The sequence below is a fragment of the Streptomyces sp. TLI_55 genome (assembly GCF_900206255.1).
In the GTDB taxonomy this organism is placed as follows: domain Bacteria; phylum Actinomycetota; class Actinomycetes; order Streptomycetales; family Streptomycetaceae; genus Streptomyces; species Streptomyces aquilus.
In genome coordinates this window covers 842443-859654 of the sequence record NZ_OAOJ01000001.1, presented here as the reverse complement: position 1 = coordinate 859654, position 17212 = coordinate 842443, and the positions used below count along the sequence as shown (strand labels likewise).

Below are 17212 nucleotides of genomic sequence, written 5' to 3'. Positions count from 1 at the left end.
CGCGTGATCCGCGCGGCGCACCCCTAGAAGGCAGTCATGTCGATCAGTTCCGTCGCGGACGCACCCCTGATCCGCGAGCCCCTCCACGCCCCCGTCGCCCACCTGATACGCGGCGGGGTCGTGGAGGGCATCCACTACGGTTCCGTCGTCGTCCTCGGCGCCGACGGCCGCGTCGACTTCCAACTCGGCGACATCGAGGCCGCGTTCTATCCGCGCTCGGCGCTCAAGCCGGTGCAGGCGGTCGCCATGGTGCGGGCGGGGCTGCCGCTCGACGGCGAGCTGCTGTCGCTGGCCGCCGCGAGCCATTCCGGCGAGGAGCGGCATCTCGCCGGGACGCGGCGGATCCTCGACCTGGCCGGCCTCGGCGAGGACGCCCTGCGCAACGTTCCCGACATGCCCTTCGATCCCGGCGTAAGGGACGAGTGGGTGCGGGAGGGGCGCGCGGCCTCGCGGCTCGCCCAGAACTGCTCCGGCAAGCACGCGGCGATGCTGTACACCTGCGTGCTCAACGGGTGGCCGCTCGACGGGTACCTCGATCCCGCGCATCCGCTCCAGCAGGCCATCGCCGAGATCGTCGAGGACCTCACCGGGCAGCGGATCGCGCGCGTGACGGTGGACGGGTGCGGGGCGCCTTTGTTCTCCGTGTCCCTGAACGGGCTGGCCCGTGCCGTCTCGCGGATCGCCGCCGCCGTGCCGGGTACGCCCGAGGCGCGGGTCGCCGACGCGATGCGTGCGCATCCGGAGATGGCGTCCGGGGCGGGGCGGGATGTCGCCGCGCTGATGCGGGCCGTGCCCGGGCTGCTCGCCAAGGACGGGTTCGAGGGTGTTCAGGTCGCCGCGCTGCCTGATGGGCGGGCGGTGGCCGTGAAGATCGCGGACGGGGCGAATCGGGCGCGGGTTCCCGTGGCGGCGGCGGCGCTCGCCTGGGCCGGGGTTTCTCCGGAGCTGCTCACCGAGTTTCAGGGCGAGGCGCTTCTTGGGGGTGGGGAGCCGGTGGGGTGTGTGCGGCCGGTTCGGTCGCTGGAGCCCGTTGTGGTTTCGGCCTGCGCCTGAGGATGTGCCGGATCTGTTGAAGGGCGACTGCGGGCCCGTTGTGGCTGGTCGCGCCCGCGCGGCGGAGCCGCAGATTGATACAGCCCCGCGCCCCTAGGGAAATGACCCCACCCCCTTTTAGAAAGAGGAACCGAACCTCATGACCACCGTCGTCGCCCGCAGTGAGCACGATCTCCTCGGGTACCGGGACATTCCCGCCGACGCCTACTGGGGTGTGCACACCCTGCGGGCCACCGAGAACTTTCCCATCACCGGGACGCCCATCTCCGCCTACCCGCATCTCATCGACGCCCTCGCCGCCGTCAAGGAGGCCGCCGCGCTCGCCAACGAGGAGCTGGGGCTGCTGGAGCCGCGCAAGGCCGCCGCCATCGTCGAGGCCTGCCGGGAGATCCGGGACGGGAAGCTGCACGACCAGTTCGTGGTCGACGTGATCCAGGGCGGGGCCGGCACCTCGACCAACATGAACGCCAACGAGGTCGTGGCCAACCGCGCGTTGGAGCTGCTGGGGCACGCGAAGGGCGAGTACCGGCATCTGCACCCCAACGAGGACGTCAACCTCGGGCAGTCCACCAATGACGTCTACCCGACCGCGGTCAAGATCGCGACGGTCTTCGCGGTGCGTGGACTGCTCAAGTCGATGGCTGTACTGCAGGACTCGTTCGCCCGTAAGGCGGTCGAGTTCCGTGACGTGCTCAAGATGGGCCGTACACAGTTGCAGGACGCGGTGCCGATGACGCTCGGTCAAGAGTTCTCCGCGTACGCCGTCATGATTGACGAGGATCGCAACCGTCTTGACGAGGCCGTCCAGTTGATCCATGAGATCAACCTGGGGGCCACGGCCATCGGGACCGGGCTCAACGCCCCCGCCGGGTACGCGGAGGCCGCGCGGCGGCACCTGTCCGCCATCACCGGGCTGCCGCTCGTCACCGCCGCCAACCTGGTCGAAGCCACCCAGGACTGCGGGGCGTTCGTCCAGATGTCCGGTGTGCTCAAGCGGATCGCCGTCAAGCTGAGCAAGAGCTGCAATGATCTGCGGCTGCTGTCGTCGGGTCCGCGCGCGGGGCTCGGGGAGATCAACCTGCCGCCCGTGCAGGCCGGTTCGTCGATCATGCCCGGCAAGGTCAACCCGGTGATCCCCGAGGTCGTCAACCAGGTCGCCTTCGAGGTGATCGGCAACGACGTGGCCATCACCATGGCCGCCGAGGCCGGACAGCTCCAGCTGAACGCCTTCGAGCCGATCATCCTGCACTCCCTGTCGGAGAGCATCACGCACCTGGGCGCCGCCTGCCGCACCCTCGCCGAGCGCTGCGTCGACGGCATCACCGCCAACACCGAGAAGCTGCGCGCCAGCGTCGAGAACTCCATCGGTCTGGTCACCGCCCTCAACCCGCACATCGGGTACGAGGCCGCCACCGACATCGCCAAGGAGGCCCTCGTGACCGGCCGGGGTGTGGCCGAACTGGTGCTGGAGAAGGGGCTGTTGCCCGCGGAGAGGCTCGCCGACCTGCTGCGGCCCGAGGTCGTCGCGGGCAGTGGGCAGGCCCTGGCCTGATCCCTCCCCGCACCTGCTGGAAGCGCGTCCCGACCGGCCCGGAGGCACAATGGTGATCATGAGTCCGTCCCTGACCTTCGCGCCGGTCCTGGAGCGCATCGCCGAGGAGATCGAGCGCACCCCGGGACGGGGTCGCCCCGCCGACTACATCCCGGCGCTCGCGGCCTGCGACCCGCGCCGCTTCGGCATGGCCGTCGCGGAGCTCGACGGCACGGTGTACGGCGTGGGGGACTGGCGGCAGCCGTTCTCCACTCAGTCCGTCACCAAGGTCTTCACCCTCGCCCTCGACCTGGCCCGGGAGGGTGACGAACTCTGGGAGCACGTGGGCCGCGAGCCCTCCGGCAACCCCTTCAACTCCCTGGTCCAGCTGGAGTACGAGAACGGCATCCCACGCAACCCCTTCATCAACGCGGGCGCCCTCGTCGTCACCGACCGGCTGCTTTCCCGTACCGGAGACGCGGCGGGCGAGCTGCTGGCCTTCCTCCGGGCGGAGAGCGGCAATCCCAAGCTGGAGTTCGACGAGGAGGTCGCCGCCTCCGAGTCGGCCCACGGTGACCGCAACGCCGCGCTCGCCCACTTCATGGCGTCGTACGGCAACATCCACAACCCCGTGCCCGGTCTGCTCGACCAGTACTTCCGGCAGTGCTCCCTCATGGCCTCCTGCGCCGACCTGGCCCTGGCGACAGGCTTCCTGGCCCGGCACGGCATCCGCGCCGATGGCACCCGGCTGCTCACCCGCAGCCAGGCCAAGCAGGTCAACGCGGTGATGCTGACCTGCGGGACGTACGACGCGGCGGGCGACTTCGCCTACCGCGTCGGCCTGCCGGGCAAGAGCGGGGTCGGCGGCGGCATCATCGCGGTGGTGCCGGGGCGGTGCACGCTGTGCGTGTGGAGCCCGGGGCTCGACGAACGCGGCAACTCGGTCGCGGGAGTGGCGGCGCTGGACCGGTTCACGACGCTGACGGGCCTGTCGGTCTTCTAGGGCGTCTTCTTGACACAGGTGTGCCACACCCCCGTCAAGTTCCGGCCACCTGACAGCGCAACGCTCCCAGCGTGGTCGACCTACGCCGCTGCCAAATACTCGGCCTGGCCGGAACCACCGTCCTCGCGGCAGGCGGTGAAACGGCCGGCGCCCTCCCCGTGAGGGACCTGCTCAACCCCGCCTCCGTGCACGCCGCCGTCGGTCTCATCGGCGTCTACTTCGGCGTCGTCCTGCTCATCGCGGCCTGGGCGCTGCTGGGCCGGCTGATCAGGACCCCCGAGCCGCCCGCCCCGCGCGAACTGCTCCTCGTCCTGGCGCTGTGGGCGGCACCCCTCCTCCTCGCCCCGCCCCTGTTCAGCCGTGACGTCTACAGCTACCTCGCCCAGGGCGCCATGGTCGACGCCCACATGGACGTGTACGCGCACGGCCCCGCACAGCTCGGCGGCCCGCTCGCCGACGAGGTCGCCCCGATCTGGCGGCACACCGGTGCGCCGTACGGCCCGGTCTTCCTCGCCGTCGCCTCCGCGCTGGCCGGCCTCACCCGCGGCGAACTCCCGGCCGGCCTCTTCGGCATGCGTCTCGTCGCGCTGACCGGCGTGGCCCTGATGGCGGCGGCGCTGCCCCGGCTCGCCCGGCACAGCGGCGCCGACCCGGCCGCGGCGCTCTGGCTCGGCGCCCTCAACCCGCTCGTCCTGCTCCATCTGGTAGCCGGCGCCCACAACGACGCGATCATGCTCGGGCTGCTCGGCGCGGGCCTGGTCGCGGCGCTCGGCCGGTGGCCGGTCGTGGGCGCCGTGCTCGTCACGCTCGCCGCGTTGGTCAAGGCGCCCGCCGTGCTCGGGCTGGCCGCGGTCGTCGTCCTCCAGACCCGGGCCGGCCGGCGCCCGGCGCGGGCCGTGGTGACCACCGCTCTCGCCGCCGCGGCCACCACGGTCGTCGCGACGGCCGTGGCCGGGACGGGGTACGGCTGGATCCGCGCGCTCAGCACCCCGGTGTCGCCCCAGAACTGGGCCCTCACCAGCCTCCTGGGCCGCGCCACCGGCGCTCTCCTGGAACACCTCGGCAGCGACCTGGCACCCCTGGCCGTCCCCGTCTGGCACGCGCTCGGCATCGCCCTCACCGCGGGCCTCGTGGCGGCCATATGGTGGCGGCTGCGGCCACGCCCGGTGTACGCGCTCGGCCTGAGCCTCGCCACGGTGGCCGCGTTCGGCCCGGCGATCCGCCCCTGGTACGCCCTGTGGGGCCTGTTCCTCATCGCCGCCGCGGCACCCACCGCGTCGGTACGGCACCGGGTGGCGGCCGTGACCGGTGTCCTGGCGCTCGCCACGCTGCCCAGCGGCGGCCCGGCCGATGCCGGCCAGTTGGTGCTGGCCGTCTCCGGGGGCGTCCTGGCCGTGGTCGTCCTTTGGCAGGCCCACCAGACGGACCGGGCGCCGGCGTGGGGTCGTACGGCATGAACCTGCCCGGCACCGACCGCGGCCGACTGCTGCTGCTCCTCGCGCTCGCCACCGCCGTCACCGTCTTCACCGCGACCGTGCCGCTGCTGCGCGACTGGTTCGACCTGCGCGTCTATCACGGGGCCGTGTACAGCTGGGTTCACCACGGCGGGCGGATCTACGACTACCGGGTGCCCGGCACCACGTACGGCTTCACCTACCCGCCGTTCGCCGCCGTCGCCATGCTGCCGATGGCGCTGCTGCCGCTGTCCGCCGCGATCGCGGGTTCCGTGCTGCTCAACGCGACGGCGACGGCCGTCGTCGCGCGCGTGCTGAGCGGACGGCCGCTCCGGCGCTTCGGCTGGTACGGGTGTGGTCTCACCGTGTGCGCGCTGGCGCTGTTCGAGCCGCTGCGGGACACGTTCAGCTTCGGCCAGGTGAACCTCCTGCTGCTGGCCCTGGTGCTGACGGACGCCTGGCTGCTCGCGACCGGCCGGGGCCGGTGGGCAGGATGGGGCATCGGTCTGGCGGCGGCCGTCAAACTCACGCCCGCGCTCTTCATCGGCCTTCTGCTGCTCGCCGGCCGCCGCCGGGCCGCCGCCGTCGCGACGGCCGTGGCCGGCGGCGCCACCGCCCTGGCGGCGTGGGTGGCCCCGGACGCCTCCCGCTTCTACTGGACCCAGGCGATGTGGGACACGACGCGGGTGGGACGCCTGGACTATGTCTCGAACCAGTCGCTGCAAGGGATTCTGGCGCGGCTGGGGGAGACGGACCGAGCGGTGTGGGCGGTGGCGGTGCTGCTGACGCTCGGCGTCTGGGCGGTCCGCGCGCGTGCGGCGGCCGCCGCGGGGGACTGGACGGCGGCGTTCGCGCTGACCGGGCTGACCGCCTGCCTGATCAGCCCGATCACCTGGGTGCACCACCTGGTGTGGCTGCTGCCGGCCTTCGCCGTGCTGGTGCGCGCCGGGCACGCGCGCGTGGCGGGCGCCCTGTACGCGGTGCTGTGCACCAGTGTGGTCTGGCTGTGGTTCGACGACGCGTCCGGTGTCGACGGGTTCCTCGGCAGCAACACGTACACCTGGGTCACGCTCGGTCTGCTGCTGTGGCTGCCGACCGGTCAGCCGCGCGCGGCCCGCCTGTTCCTGGCGCGCAGGGCGAAGGCGACGACGCCCGCACTGAGTGCCGACGCGGCGACGACCATCCCGGCCCCCGTCCAGTCGGGTCCGCGCTCCGGCACGGTCGCGGCGGCCACGGGCACGGCGGCCGTGCCCGGCCGCGGTCTGCCGCGCAGGGCGTCCAGCGAGCCCACCGCCGCGACGCGACCGGCCGCGCCGAAGCCCCAGTCGAGCAGCTCCCGCGCCTCCTCGTACACGGCGAAGCCGCCGCCGGCCTGAGGGTTCATCACGGTGACGACGAGGGTGCGCCCGCCCCGCTTCGCGGCGGCGACGAGGGTGTTGCCGGCGTGGCTGGTGTAGCCGTTCTTGATGCCGACCAGCCCGTCGTACGGCTCGACGCCGTCGGCGCCGGTGAGCAGCCGGTTGGTGTTCTGGATGGCGTACGACCAGCCGCCGCCCCCGGGGAACCTGGCCTCCGCGGTACGGCAGTACCGCGCGAAGTCGGGGTTGCGCAGCCCCGCCCGCCCGAAGACGGCGAGGTCGTAGGCGGACGAGACCTGACCCGGCGTGTCGTAGCCGTCCGGGGACCGCACCTGCGTGTCGCGGGCGCCGAGCGCCCGGGCCTTGGCCTGCATCCGGACGGCCGTGGCGCGCCAGCCGCCGCCGAGCCCGGCGAGGACGTGCACGGCGTCGTTGCCGGAGTTGAGGAAGACCCCGCGCCACAGATCGGCGACCTGGTACGTCTGTCCTTCCCGCACCCCGACCAGACTGCTGCCGTCGGCGACGTCGGCCAGTTCGTCGTTGCCCACCCGGTGCCGGATGCCGGCGGGCAGGAGTGGCAGCACGGTCAGCGCGAACAGCGTCTTGAGCGTGCTGGCCGGCGGCAGCCTGCGGTGCGCGTCGTGCGCCGCGAGCACCACCCCGCTGTCCGCGTCGGCCACGACCCACGACAGCGCGGAGACGTCCGGCAGGCGCGGCGCATCGCCGAGCGGCCGCACCTGGGTGCCGGAGCGGTACAGCAGGCGTGGCGGCGGGGCGGAGGCCTGCGGTCCGCCGGGCGCGTCGGGGTCGGAGCCGGTGGACGCTACGGCCGCGGCGGGGGCGAGCACGAGCAGGCCCGCCGTGCACAGCGCGCAGGCCGACGCGACAGCCCGGGAAGGAAATCCGATGGTCATACCGCAAAGCTAGAAACGGACCTGCTCCACGCGGTGCTGCCCGGGCCGTACGGGACGCGCGAGCACCCGGACGGGGGATGGGCCGACCGTGGGTCGGGACGGGCCGACGAGGCGTCAGGCCGTGGGCAGCGTCGGCTGGATGCGGTGGACGAACGTCGCGTTGTCCGGGGTCTCGCGCATGCGCTCCAGGAGCGTCTCCAGGCCGTCCTTGTCCCGCAGGGCCCGGCGCAGCCCCCGCGCGGCCGCCAACTCGGCCGGGGGCAGGAGGAGTTCCTCGCGGCGCGTGCCGGAGGGGTTGAGGGAGACGGCCGGGAAGACGCGACGGGCGGCGAGTTCGCGGTCGAGGCGGAGCTCCATGTTGCCGGTGCTCTTGAGCTCCTCGAAGAAGAAGTCGTCGGCGCGGGACCCGGTCTCCACCAGGGCGGTGGCGAGGATCGTGAGCGAGCCGCCCTCCTCGGCCAGCCGGGCGGCGCCGAAGAAGCGCTTGGGGCCGATCAGCGCGGTCGCGTCCACGCCACCGCTGAGTGTCCGGCCACCCGCGGCGGCGGCGTTGTTGTGCGCCCGGCACAGCCGGGTGAGCGAGTCGAGCAGGATCACGACGTCCTCGCCGGCCTCGACGAGCCGCTTGGCGCGTTCGATGACGAGCTCGGCGAGCGCGATGTGCTGCTTGGGCGTGCGGTCGAACGTGGAGGCGTACACCTCGCCGCGCACGGAGCGCCGCATGTCGGTGACCTCCTCCGGCCGCTCGTCGAGCAGCACCACCATCAGCCGGCACTCGGGATGGTTACCGGCGACGGCCGCCGCGACCTGCTGCAGCAGGACCGTCTTGCCGGTCTTCGGCGGGGCCACGATCAGCCCGCGCTGGCCCTTGCCCACGGGGGCCAGCAGATCGGTGACGCGGCCGGTCAGGCCGGACGCGGGGTGTTCGAGGCGGATGCGCTCGCGCGGGTGGAGCGGTGTCAGGTCGCCGAAGCGGCGACGGTTCTTGTCGGGGGTGCGGCCGTTGACCCGGGCGACCTCGGTGAGGGCGCGCTGGGTGCCGCGGACACCGTCGACGAGGTCGCCCTTGCGCAGGCCGTGACGGCGGATCAGCGCTGGGGAGACCTGGAGGTCGGTGGGCTGCGGCAGCAGGTCGGCGGAGCGCAGATGGCCCTTGCCGCCGGCGTCGATGTCGAGGACGCCGGAGACGGCGCGGACCGGGGGTTCCTGCTGGATCGGGGGGTGTTCGAGTGTGGTGGTCATGGTGATGGGTCCTTTCACGGACGTACGGCATGAGGCATGCGGAAGGGGGAGAGGGGCCGCGAGGAGGGAAGGCGGACACAGCGCCTTCTAGCGGCGGGAAACCAGCCATCGGACCCGTGTGGTCACGAGGTGGTGGGAAGAAGCCGGTACGGCGAGTACGCCGATCGGCGAACTGGGGAGGGAACTGGCACCGGCGCCCACGACTGGGCGTACACAAGTGCTAGCAGGACCGTACCACGCCGGTTCAGCGGGTGGCGAGGAGTCCGTAGAGAAGCGGGATGCGCGGCTCGGGGAGCCGCCACCAGCCGGACGGGGTGCGAACCATCTGCGGCCAGCGCGGCCACGGCAGCTCGTCGCTCTCGGTGAGACGCCGGACGGTCAGTCCTGCTTGCACCAACGCGTTGAGGACCTCGCTTGTTCCGTGCATCCACTCGTAACTGTCCGTGGCCCCCTCGACGGCCGGCCCGTCGGTGTACGTGTGGGTCGCGTCCCGGCGCACGGCCCCGGCGCCGCCGAGGTAGTCGTGGCGCAGCAGCAGTTCCGGCCCTTCTCCCGGGGCGGGCTTGGGGCCGAGGGAGTTGAGGAGGGGATGGAACTCGACGACGTACAACTTCCCGCCCGGACGCAGCAGTTGGACGACGACGTCCGCCCACCGCTCCAGGTCGGGCAGGTAGCACAGCGCGCCCTTGCCCGTGTAGACGACGTCGAACCGCCGCCCGCCCAGGGCCGCTTCGGCGTCGTAGACATTGGCCTGTACGTAGTCGACGTCGACGCCCGCCTTCGCCGCGATGTCCCGGGCCGCCGCCACCGAGGCCGCCGAGAAGTCGAGGCCGGTCGCGCGGGCGCCGCGCCGGGCGAAGGCGATCGTCTCGGTGCCCAGATGGCACTGGAGGTGGAGCACGTCGCGGCCGGACAGGTCGCCCAGGTCGTCCCATTCGAAGTCGGCGAACCAGCGGGCCGGGTCGCGGTCCTCGTCGAGCCCGTAGAAGCGGCTGGCGAGGTGGACGGGGGTGCGGGCGTCCCAGTTTGCCTGGTTGGCCCGCATGAGCCGCGCGTGCTCGTCGGTGGTCATGAGGCCATCCAAGCGGCAACGGACGTGGAGTGGCGGGAAGAAGTCCGGATCGGCCACGGTTGGGGTCGGCGAATGGCCGATGGCGACCGGAGGGACTGGCAATGCGCGCATTGATCGTGGACCCGGAGGCACCCGGACGACTGAGCCCGGGGGAGGCGCCGGACCCGGCACCCGGGCCGGGGCAGGTCCTGGTGGAGGTCCGGCACAGCTCCCTGAACGCCGCCGAACTCTACTTCGCGGAGCGCGGCGCACCGGGCGAGGTGATCGGCTTCGACTCGTCCGGCGTCGTCGTGCGTGCCGCCGCGGACGGCACGGGGCCCGCTGTGGGCAGCCGGGTCGTGGGGTTCGGGGAGGGCGGTGGATTCGCCGCGTTGCGGGCCCTGGACGTGGCCGACGTGGCCGTGGTCCCGGACGGCGTCGACCTCGGCGAGGCCGCCGCCCTGCCCGTCGCCGCGGGCACCGCCCTGCGCGCGCTGGAACAGGCGGGACCGCTCCTCGGCCGCCGGGTCCTGGTCACCGGGGCGTCCGGCGGGGTGGGCGGCTTCGCGGTGCAGCTCGCGGCGCTCGGCGGGGCGTACGTCGTCGGCGTGGCCGGATCCGAGGACGGACGCCGGTGGGTCGGGGAGCTCGGGGCCGACGAGGTGGTGTCCGGGACCGAGCAGGTGACGCGGCCGGTCGACATCGTCATCGACAACGTCGGCGGCACCCAACTGGCCGCCTCCTACGGCCTGTTGGCGTCCGGCGGCAACCTGCAGAGCGTCGGCTGGGCGTCCGGCGGGGACGCGGTGCTGCCGGTCGGCTCCACGCTGGGCAGTCCCGCGCCGAAGTCGATTGTCTCGGTCTACAACGGCGGCGGACTCACCGACCGCCGCGCGCAGTTGGACCGTCTGCTCGCCCTGGTCGCCGCCGGGAAGCTGCGGGTGCCGGTCGGCTGGCGGGGCCCGTGGGACAAGATCGCGGACGCCGTCGCGGCGCTGAGCGAGCGTCGGCTGCGCGGGAAGGCGGTGCTGGACGTGGGCTGAGCCGGCCCGCTCACGCGAGTCGCGCCCGCGCCTCCTCCTCGATGCGGGCGAACTGGGCGCCCATCGCCTCCGCCAGGGCCTGGGCGCCCGACAGCGGGCGGACCATGACCGTGAACTCGTCGATCAGACCGTCTTCATTGACGTGCAGGAAGTCGCAGCCGGTGAGCGTGCGGTCGCCCACGCGCGCCTCGAAGACCAGGGCGTGGTGCGCGCCGTCCGTGCCCTCGATCTCCCGTACGTAGCGGAAGTCCTCGAAGACCCGTGAGACACCGCGCAGGATCGCCGCCGTGATCGCCTTTCCGGGGTACGGCTTGAAGACGACCGGACTGGTGAAGACGACGTCCTCCGCCAGCAGCGCCTCAACGGCGTCGAAGTCCCAGGCCTCGACGGCCTCGCGGAAAGCACGCATCCGACTTCACCTCGTAGTCAATTAATTGAGTAAGTGTGTTGGAGGGTAGACGGGGAGAGACGGGATGTCCACGGGGGCGGGCGGGTACTCCCCTAAGCTGACGCGATGTTCAGCCCCGAAGGCCCCAGCCTCCGCGAACTCGCCGTCCAGGCCCTGTCGTCCGTGGAACGCGGCTATGACCTGCTCGCCCCGAAGTTCGACCACACGCCGTTCCGTACCCCCGACTCCGTACTGGACTCCGTCGGCCGGGCCCTGGCCCGCAGGGGGCCCTTCGACGCCGGCCTCGACCTGTGCTGCGGGACCGGAGCCGGAGCCGGGGTGCTCGCGCGGGTGTGCCGGGAGAGCGTCACGGGCGTGGACTTCAGCAACGGCATGCTCGCCGTGGCCCGAGGGCGCGTACGGCCCGCCGCTCCCGGGCCACGCGTGGACTGGGTCCGCGCCGATGCCCGCGCCCTGCCGTTCGGCCCCGCCTTCGACCTCGTCGTCAGCTTCGGGGCGTTCGGGCACTTCCTGCCGCGCGAGCTGCCCGGGCTGTTCGGCCAGGTCCGCTCCGTGCTGCGACCGGGCGGCTGCTTCGCGTTCCCCGTCGTCGCACCGCCCCGCCCGGGGTCCCTCGGCTACTGGATGCTCCTCGGCTTCGACCTGGTCATGCGGGTGCGGAACGCCGTCTGGCGGCCCCCGTTCGTCATGTACTACCGGGCCTTCCGGCTGGGAGACGTCCGCCGGGAACTGGAAGCCGCGGGCTTCCGTGTCGACCTCGAAGCCCTGCCCGAGTTCGGGGACCGCGGCGACGGGAGCCCACGGGTGCGGATGGTGGTGGCCGGCCTGCCGTCCTGACGGCCGGTCTTCAGTAGCCGTCGGCCGGCAGCGTGAACTCGTAGACCAGGGGGCCCTGTCGGTCGTCGAGCACCAGGTCGGTGATCTCCAGCGGCCGGGCGTACTGGTCGTGCACCCGCCGGGTCACCCGTACCGCGGGCGAGTCCGCGAGCGGGGTGATGGAGTCGCGGTGGTGCAGGGTCAGACCTGCCCTGCGCATCCAGTCGTACGCCCGCCACAGCTGCGCCGAGGCGGTGCCGTCGGCCCGCTCCCGGTACCGGGCCAGCTCCTCGACCTCGGCGAGCGCCACCGCGGAGAAGGACGTCACGGCCGTACGGCGGCCTCCCGTGCCCGCCGACTCGTAGCGGTGCACCAGCGTCGGCCGGTGCGGGGCGAGCCCGAGCGCCTCGGCGTGCTCCGGCGGGGGAGTCTCCCAGGTGACGGTGGCCCGGTCGGCGGCGACGGCGGGGGCGGCGCCGACCGGGAACGCGAGCGCGGACGGGGCCCGGACCGGCTCCCCGGGCAGGGCGGCATGGCTGCCGCGCCGGTCGGTGGCGACCATGCCATCGCGCCGGAGCACCTCCAGAGCCTGCCGTACGGTCTCCCTGCTGACGCCGTACCGCTCGGCCAACCGCCGCTCGCTCGGCAGCCGTTCACCGGGCGGGACGGTGCCGTCGCGCAGTTCCCCGAGGAGTTGCGTGGCGACCTTCCGGTACAGCGGTTGGTCCTGGACCTGGTGCGGGGTGGTGCGGGCCATGCCGCGCCTCCTGTAGTGACGTGCCGTAGCCGTGCGGACTCAGTGCGCCACCAGATCTAGCATTGGTCTAAACCACTTGGGAAGGGCGGCCCGCCGGTTCGGCCGAAACCGGACCGCCCGTCACAGGGCGCTGTAGAGGGCCTCGACGAGTGCCGTCTTCCGTGGATCGTCGGCGATTCGAGGCCCCATGCGGTTCATGACGTACCCGAGCGACACCCCCGCCTCCGGGTCCGCGAGACCGCAGGACCCTCCGAAGCCGTCGTGTCCGAAAGCGCGCGGGTTGGGCCCGTACGATCCCCCGTCCCCGCTCAGCCACAGCCCGAGCGCCACCTCGGTGTCCCGGCCGAGCCCGGCGCCCAGCACCAGGTCACGGCAGCTGCCCTGCCCCTCGCGCACCCGCTCGGCGGCCGCGGGGGACAGGACGCGACGGCCGTCCCAGGTCCCCCGGCATGCGAAGACGCCGTACAGCTGGGCCACCGCACGCGCGGTGCCGTGCCCGTTGGCCGCCGGGATCTCCGCGGCGCGCCAAGCGGGCGAGTTGGCGTCCGCCGCGCCCATCAGGGGGTTGGCCAGCGCGGCCAGCGCCAGGGGCGGCAACTGCACGGCCGCGCCCTGTTGGCCGTTCGCCGGCGGTGCCATGTGCTCCAGCTCCGCCGCCCGGCCGTACTCCTTCTCCGGCAGGCCGATGCTGAAGTCGATGCCGAGCGGCCCGGTCACCTCCCGGCGAAGGAAGGCCCCCGGCAGCAGTCCCGACACCCGCCGTACCACCTCCCCGACCAGGAAGCCGTAGGTCAACGCGTGATAGCCCGACTGAGTGCCGGGCTCCCACCAGGGCTCGGTCGCCGCGAGCCGGCGCGTGGTGAACTCCCAGTCGTAGAGCTCCTGAAGGGAGTGCGGCTCACGCGGCCCGGCCAGTCCGGCCCGGTGCGACAGCAGATGCCGTACCAGCACCTTCTCCTTGCTCGCCGCCGCGAACTCCGGCCAGTAGGTGGCCACCGGCGCGTCGAGGTCGAGCAGCCCGCGGTCGGCGAGTACGTGGGCGCACAGGGCCGTCGGTCCCTTCGACGTCGACCACACGTTGACCAGCGTGTCCCGCTCCCACGGGCGGGTGCGTGCCGCGTCGGCCCAGCCGCCCCACAGATCCACCGCGGTCCGGCCGTCGACCGTCACGGCCACGGCGGCGCCCAGCTCGCCCCGGTCCCGGAAGTTCTCCTCGAACGCGGTCCGCACCGCCGCGAACCGCTCGTCGCAGTGGCCTTGGACCAGGGATTCGTGCTCGGACATGGGCGGCCTCCGTGTCGCACACCGGAAAGCCGGGCCGCGACGCTGCGACCCGGGCCCTTTGAACGTACCGACTGGTCGGACTGGAGGGAAGGTGTGCGACGCCCGTCAGAGGTGCGAGCGCAGCCAGCGCAGTTTGGCCGCTTCCTGGTAAGGGCCGCCGCCCTCATGGTCGTTGAAGTCGTACACCTCGATCTCCCGGTCCTCGTGCGCCCAGTTGTTGAAGGCGGCGAAGACGGTGGAGGGCGGGCAGACCGTGTCCTCCAGGGCCGTCGAGAAGAGGGCCGGGGCGCTGCCGCGCGCGGCGAAGTGGACACCGTCGAAGTACGAGAGGGTGCGCAGGGTGTCCTCGGTGCGGCCGCGGTGCGTCTTGAGGAACATGCCGATCTCGCGGTACGGGTGACTGTCCGTCATGGTCGCCGCGCGCGGGAAATGGCACAGGAACGGCACGTCCGGCGCGACCGCCACCAGGTCCGGCACCAGCCCGCCCACCGCGAGGGTGATGCCGCCGCCCTGGCTGATGCCGGTGACGGCGGTCCGCGCGGGGTCGACGAGCGGATGTGAGCGGGCGGCCTCGACTGCCCGCACGGCGTCGGTGAACAGCCGGCGGTAGTAGTAGGTCTCGGGCGACTCGATGCCCCGGGTCATGAAACCGGGGTAGGAGGGCCCCGCGCCGACCGGATCGGCCGTGGCGCCCCCGCCGCCCCAGCCGCTGCCCTGGCCGCGGCTGTCCATCACGAAGTGCGCCCGGCCCGTGGAGGCCCACAGCAGATGCTCGTGCGGCAGCCCGCGCCCGACGCCGTACCCCATGAACTCCACGACGACCGGGAGCGGTTCCTGCGCTGCGGCGGGCAGGGTCAGCCAGCCTTTCACCGGGTGACCGCCGAACCCGGCGAACGTCACGTCGTGCACCCGCACCGTGGACAGCCCCGTGTCGACGGGCTCGAAGCGGGCGTCCAGGTCGTGCTCCCGGGCCTCCTGGAGGGTCTTGGACCAGAACGCGTCGAAGCCCTCGGGCTCCGGCGAAGTGCTGCGGTACGTGCGGAGCTCATCGAGGGGAAGGTCGAACAGAGCCATGTAGGACCGCCTTTGGGATGAGGGGCAAGGATGTGGAGTTCGGATGACAGGTGCGGATGATCACACCGTACGTGGGTGGTCCGACGAATCACCAGGCCCTTGCCCGGTCGCGGGCCTACGATGGCGCCATGTCAGCTGCCTCCGAAGTGCCCGTTCGGAATGTCGAACTGCTGGTCAGGGACGCCGACCTGCTCGTCGTCGACGGGGAGCGGGAGATCCGGGGCGGCTGGGTGGCCATAGCGGGTGGTCGGGTCACCGCCGTGGGAACGTCGGGTCACGAACCCGAGGCCGATACGACCGTGTCGGCCGCCGGACGGCTGGTCACGCCCGGGCTGGTCAACACCCACCACCACATCTACCAGAACCTCACCCGCTCCTACGCCCCCGCCGTGAACGGCACCCTCTTCGACTGGCTGACCACGCTCTACCCGCTGTGGGCCGCCCTCGACGAGGAGGCCGCCTATGTGTCGGCGTACGTCGGCATGGCCGAACTCCTCATGGGCGGCTGCACCACGTCCTCCGACCACCTCTACGTCCACCCGCGTCCCCGCCTGGTCGACGCCGAGATCCGCGCCGCCCGCGACATCGGCTTCCGCTTCCACGCCACCCGCGGCTCCATGACGCGGTCCGTCGAGGACGGGGGACTGCCGCCGAAGAGCGTCACGCAGCCGATGGACGAGGTGCTCGCCGACAGCGAGCGGCTGATCAAGGCACACCACGACCCCGAACCGGGCGCCCTGATCCGGGTCGCGCTCGCGCCCTGCTCGCCGTTCTCGGTGACGAAGGAGGTCATGACGGCCACCGCCGAACTCGCCGAGCGGCATGACGTCCGACTCCACACCCATCTCGCCGAGGACCACGACGAGGACACGTACTGCCTGGAGACGTACGGCTGCCGGCCCGTGGAGTACTTCGAGGACTGCGGCTGGATGAGCGACCGCACCTGGGTGGCGCACTGCATCTACCCCAACGACGCCGAGCTGCGCCGCCTGGCGGACGCGGGCGTCGGCGTGGCCCACTGCCCGAGCTCCAACATGCTGATCGGCGGCGGCACGGCCCGGGTGCGCGAGATGCGGGAACTCGGCCTGCCCGTCGGCATCGGCTGCGACGGCTCCGCCTCCACCGACCACGCCTCCCTCTGGATGGAGACGCGGGGCGCCCTGCTGCTCGGCCGCTACCGCGGCGGCCCCGGCGCCATGACCGCCCGGGACGCCCTCGACATGGCCACCCGCGGCTCGGCCCGCTGTCTCGGCCGCGCCGACGAGATCGGCCACCTGCGCCCCGGCGCCTGCGCCGACCTGGTCGTCTGGGACCTCCACGAGATCGCCCTCGCGGGCGCGCTGACCGACCCCGTGGAGGCGTGGCTGCGCTGCGGACCGGCTCGCGCGTGGACGACGGTGGTCGCGGGCCGGGTCCTGGTGGACCGGGGCGAGCCGGTACTGCCGGGACTGCGGGACGTGTTGCGGGACCACGGGAGCGTGGCGCGGCGGATGCAGGGCATCGACGGGTAGGGAAGTTCCTCAGGGGTCCGCAGGGCTCACGCAGGCCGGCGGCGCGTCCACTCCGGTTCCGTGCGGGCCCACTCCGCCTCCCACTCGGCGAGGCGGCGGCGGGTGGCCACATGGCGTACGACGAGCCGGCCGAGGAGGATCACGCCGACCGTCCCGGCGGTCGCGCACCCGCCCATCGTGACGGTGTGCTGCCAGACGGAGACGGCGTCCGTCGGCTCCGGGACGTTGCGCCCCCGGCTGTCGAACCACACCGTGACCATGTCACCGTCGCGCGACCCGGCGGGCACCCGGGCGGTGGCCGTCCGGCGCCCCTCGCCCGGCTCGGTCCAGGTGACCGTCGTACGGAAGGTGTGCGCCCGGCCACCCTGCACCGTGGGCAGTTCGTTCGGGATCCCGCCGACGACCTCGGCGCGCACGCTGTGCCGGTCGGCGCGCTGGGCCACCGCCACCGCCTGCGCCTCGGAGTGCGCCCACCGGGCCGTCAACACCCCGGCGAGGGGCGCGACCAGGAGCAGCAGCAGGACGACGACCAGCGTTGTCCACGCCTCGACCACGTCCGACCGGCGTCGCAGCGGATTGTGCCGCCAGCGCCAGCCGCGGACCCGGGTTCGCATGTCGACCTCCTCGCACTGCTGCGAGTGCCCACAACGGTCTCCGATACCCCGTATGCAGGTCATTGTCCTCCCGAGGCCATGACTGCGCACGGCCTCGG

15 protein-coding genes and 1 pseudogene are annotated in these 17212 nt (G+C 72.9%); 8 read left to right on the top strand and 8 right to left on the bottom strand.

The annotated features are described in order from the left end of the window. Positions 1–36: 36 nt before the first annotated feature. The 5 genes from CRP56_RS04140 to CRP56_RS04120 all read left to right on the top strand — a co-directional run bounded on the left by CRP56_RS04140 (position 37) and on the right by CRP56_RS04120 (position 6417). Positions 37–1053 carry an asparaginase gene (locus tag CRP56_RS04140; RefSeq protein ID WP_097260303.1) on the top strand — a complete coding sequence of 339 codons (1017 nt, stop codon included), beginning with the start codon at positions 37–39 and terminating at the stop codon, positions 1051–1053. Positions 1054–1192: 139 nt separating this feature from the next. Then, a complete protein-coding gene (aspA, locus tag CRP56_RS04135) occupies positions 1193–2605 on the top strand; it encodes an aspartate ammonia-lyase (protein WP_097260300.1) in 1413 nt (470 codons plus the stop codon). Between the two features lie 49 nt (positions 2606–2654). Beyond that, a complete protein-coding gene (locus tag CRP56_RS04130; RefSeq protein WP_179850948.1) occupies positions 2655–3587 on the top strand; it encodes a glutaminase in 933 nt (310 codons plus the stop codon). A 71-nt stretch (positions 3588–3658) separates the two neighbouring features. Beyond that, positions 3659–5044: a polyprenol phosphomannose-dependent alpha 1,6 mannosyltransferase MptB gene (gene mptB / locus CRP56_RS04125; protein WP_097260298.1), complete on the top strand. Its 1386-nt coding sequence runs from the start codon at positions 3659–3661 to the stop codon at positions 5042–5044. Continuing rightward, on the top strand, positions 5041–6417 hold the full coding sequence (locus CRP56_RS04120; protein WP_097273702.1) for a glycosyltransferase 87 family protein: 1377 nt from the start codon (positions 5041–5043) through the stop codon (positions 6415–6417). The genes mptB and CRP56_RS04120 overlap by 4 nt, the downstream gene beginning before the upstream one ends. 11 nt (positions 6418–6428) lie before the next feature. On the opposite strand, the pseudogene CRP56_RS04115 reads toward CRP56_RS04120, so the two are convergent. From CRP56_RS04115 to CRP56_RS04105, 3 genes and pseudogenes are all read right to left on the bottom strand, one after another. After that, positions 6429–7313, bottom strand: a pseudogene (locus tag CRP56_RS04115) (D-alanyl-D-alanine carboxypeptidase family protein); the annotation flags it as partial. A gap of 114 nt (positions 7314–7427) precedes the next feature. Further along, positions 7428–8555, bottom strand: a complete 1128-nt coding sequence (gene rho, locus CRP56_RS04110) for a transcription termination factor Rho (RefSeq protein ID WP_097260294.1) — start codon at positions 8553–8555, stop codon at positions 7428–7430. A 244-nt stretch (positions 8556–8799) separates the two neighbouring features. After that, complete coding sequence (locus CRP56_RS04105) at positions 8800–9627, bottom strand: class I SAM-dependent methyltransferase (RefSeq protein WP_097260292.1); 828 nt, start codon at positions 9625–9627, stop codon at positions 8800–8802. 101 nt (positions 9628–9728) lie between these two features. On the opposite strand from CRP56_RS04105, the gene CRP56_RS04100 reads away from it, so the two are divergent. Then, positions 9729–10649 (top strand): zinc-binding dehydrogenase, encoded by a 921-nt coding sequence (locus CRP56_RS04100; protein ID WP_097260290.1) that lies wholly within the window; start codon positions 9729–9731, stop codon positions 10647–10649. A gap of 10 nt (positions 10650–10659) precedes the next feature. Here the strand turns inward: CRP56_RS04100 and CRP56_RS04095 are convergent, their stop codons facing one another. Continuing rightward, complete coding sequence (locus CRP56_RS04095; RefSeq protein WP_097260289.1) at positions 10660–11058, bottom strand: nuclear transport factor 2 family protein; 399 nt, start codon at positions 11056–11058, stop codon at positions 10660–10662. Positions 11059–11163: 105 nt separating this feature from the next. Between CRP56_RS04095 and CRP56_RS04090 the strand changes: the two genes are divergently transcribed. Continuing rightward, on the top strand, positions 11164–11895 hold the full coding sequence (locus CRP56_RS04090; RefSeq protein ID WP_097260288.1) for a class I SAM-dependent methyltransferase: 732 nt from the start codon (positions 11164–11166) through the stop codon (positions 11893–11895). A 10-nt stretch (positions 11896–11905) separates the two neighbouring features. Here the strand turns inward: CRP56_RS04090 and CRP56_RS04085 are convergent, their stop codons facing one another. From CRP56_RS04085 to CRP56_RS04075, 3 genes are all read right to left on the bottom strand, one after another. Continuing rightward, positions 11906–12631, bottom strand: a complete 726-nt coding sequence (locus CRP56_RS04085; protein ID WP_097260286.1) for a GntR family transcriptional regulator — start codon at positions 12629–12631, stop codon at positions 11906–11908. 120 nt (positions 12632–12751) lie between these two features. Beyond that, positions 12752–13915: a serine hydrolase domain-containing protein gene (locus CRP56_RS04080; RefSeq protein ID WP_097260285.1), complete on the bottom strand. Its 1164-nt coding sequence runs from the start codon at positions 13913–13915 to the stop codon at positions 12752–12754. Positions 13916–14020: 105 nt separating this feature from the next. Continuing rightward, entirely contained in the window at positions 14021–14989 is a 969-nt protein-coding gene (locus CRP56_RS04075) for an acetylxylan esterase (protein ID WP_097260283.1), read from the bottom strand. A 128-nt stretch (positions 14990–15117) separates the two neighbouring features. Here CRP56_RS04075 and CRP56_RS04070 point away from each other — a divergent pair, with 128 nt between their 5' ends. After that, positions 15118–16500 carry an 8-oxoguanine deaminase gene (locus CRP56_RS04070; protein ID WP_097273700.1) on the top strand — a complete coding sequence of 461 codons (1383 nt, stop codon included), beginning with the start codon at positions 15118–15120 and terminating at the stop codon, positions 16498–16500. Between the two features lie 26 nt (positions 16501–16526). Here CRP56_RS04070 and CRP56_RS04065 read toward each other — a convergent pair whose 3' ends face one another. Then, complete coding sequence (locus tag CRP56_RS04065) at positions 16527–17114, bottom strand: Rv1733c family protein (protein WP_097260281.1); 588 nt, start codon at positions 17112–17114, stop codon at positions 16527–16529. Positions 17115–17212: the final 98 nt, after the last annotated feature.

Coding starts and splice junctions, on each gene's coding strand:
- aspA (WP_097260300.1), top strand. CDS start 1,193: ATGACCACCGTCGTCGCCCGCAGTGAGCACGATCTCCTCGGGTACCGG.
- rho (WP_097260294.1), bottom strand. CDS start 8,555: ATGACCACCACACTCGAACACCCCCCGATCCAGCAGGAACCCCCGGTC.
- CRP56_RS04085 (WP_097260286.1), bottom strand. CDS start 12,631: ATGGCCCGCACCACCCCGCACCAGGTCCAGGACCAACCGCTGTACCGG.
- CRP56_RS04070 (WP_097273700.1), top strand. CDS start 15,118: ATGTCAGCTGCCTCCGAAGTGCCCGTTCGGAATGTCGAACTGCTGGTC.
- CRP56_RS04100 (WP_097260290.1), top strand. CDS start 9,729: ATGCGCGCATTGATCGTGGACCCGGAGGCACCCGGACGACTGAGCCCG.
- CRP56_RS04130 (WP_179850948.1), top strand. CDS start 2,655: ATGGTGATCATGAGTCCGTCCCTGACCTTCGCGCCGGTCCTGGAGCGC.
- CRP56_RS04120 (WP_097273702.1), top strand. CDS start 5,041: ATGAACCTGCCCGGCACCGACCGCGGCCGACTGCTGCTGCTCCTCGCG.
- CRP56_RS04095 (WP_097260289.1), bottom strand. CDS start 11,058: ATGCGTGCTTTCCGCGAGGCCGTCGAGGCCTGGGACTTCGACGCCGTT.
- CRP56_RS04090 (WP_097260288.1), top strand. CDS start 11,164: ATGTTCAGCCCCGAAGGCCCCAGCCTCCGCGAACTCGCCGTCCAGGCC.
- CRP56_RS04075 (WP_097260283.1), bottom strand. CDS start 14,989: ATGGCTCTGTTCGACCTTCCCCTCGATGAGCTCCGCACGTACCGCAGC.
- CRP56_RS04105 (WP_097260292.1), bottom strand. CDS start 9,627: ATGACCACCGACGAGCACGCGCGGCTCATGCGGGCCAACCAGGCAAAC.
- CRP56_RS04065 (WP_097260281.1), bottom strand. CDS start 17,114: ATGCGAACCCGGGTCCGCGGCTGGCGCTGGCGGCACAATCCGCTGCGA.
- CRP56_RS04140 (WP_097260303.1), top strand. CDS start 37: ATGTCGATCAGTTCCGTCGCGGACGCACCCCTGATCCGCGAGCCCCTC.
- CRP56_RS04080 (WP_097260285.1), bottom strand. CDS start 13,915: ATGTCCGAGCACGAATCCCTGGTCCAAGGCCACTGCGACGAGCGGTTC.